General features: G+C 60.1%; 1 protein-coding gene. It reads right to left on the bottom strand.

Annotated features, from left to right (window positions below):
- The coding region (locus OHL21_RS00070) for a helix-turn-helix domain-containing protein (RefSeq protein ID WP_263415207.1) at positions 1 to 425 on the bottom strand (425 nt) is incomplete at its 3' end.
- Positions 426 to 514: the final 89 nt, after the last annotated feature.

Genomic DNA, 514 nt, shown 5'->3' with positions numbered 1-514 from the left:
CCATCGGCATGCGCAAACGGCTGGGTATGCGGCGGTGTACGCCGCCGTTGCTTGCGCGAGTGAGCCAGGCCTTCCCGCTTCAATAACTCTCCGATGGTGCTGGCTGCCGGCCACTTCTGTTCAGGATGATGAGATCTCAGCCAACTGCGCAGCTTCCGTGGCCCCCAGCTCATATGCTCGCGCCGCAGCTCCAGTACCCTCCGCTGAATCCCTTCCGTCGTCTGGTTCGGGTGATGCAACGGAGCATGGCTGTGGTCGCTCAGACCAGCCGCTCCCTGCTCCTGCCATCGCGACAAAATCTTGTAGCCTGTCTTCCGCGATATACCGTAATGCCGGCATAACTCAGACATCGTCCACTCCCCACTCTCCCACTCCACTGCAAACCGGGTACGCTCTTCCAACACTCCGCTCGCTCTCCAAGGCATGCCTGACTTCTACACGCCTCCGCTCGACCTCGCGAAAGTGTTACCTATCTCCCCGGTCTAATCTGTTACCCATCTGCCCGGTCTGTACC

The organism is Terriglobus albidus, from assembly GCF_025685425.1.
GTDB lineage: Bacteria > Acidobacteriota > Terriglobia > Terriglobales > Acidobacteriaceae > Terriglobus > Terriglobus albidus.
This window is presented reverse-complemented; position numbering and strand designations above follow the sequence as displayed.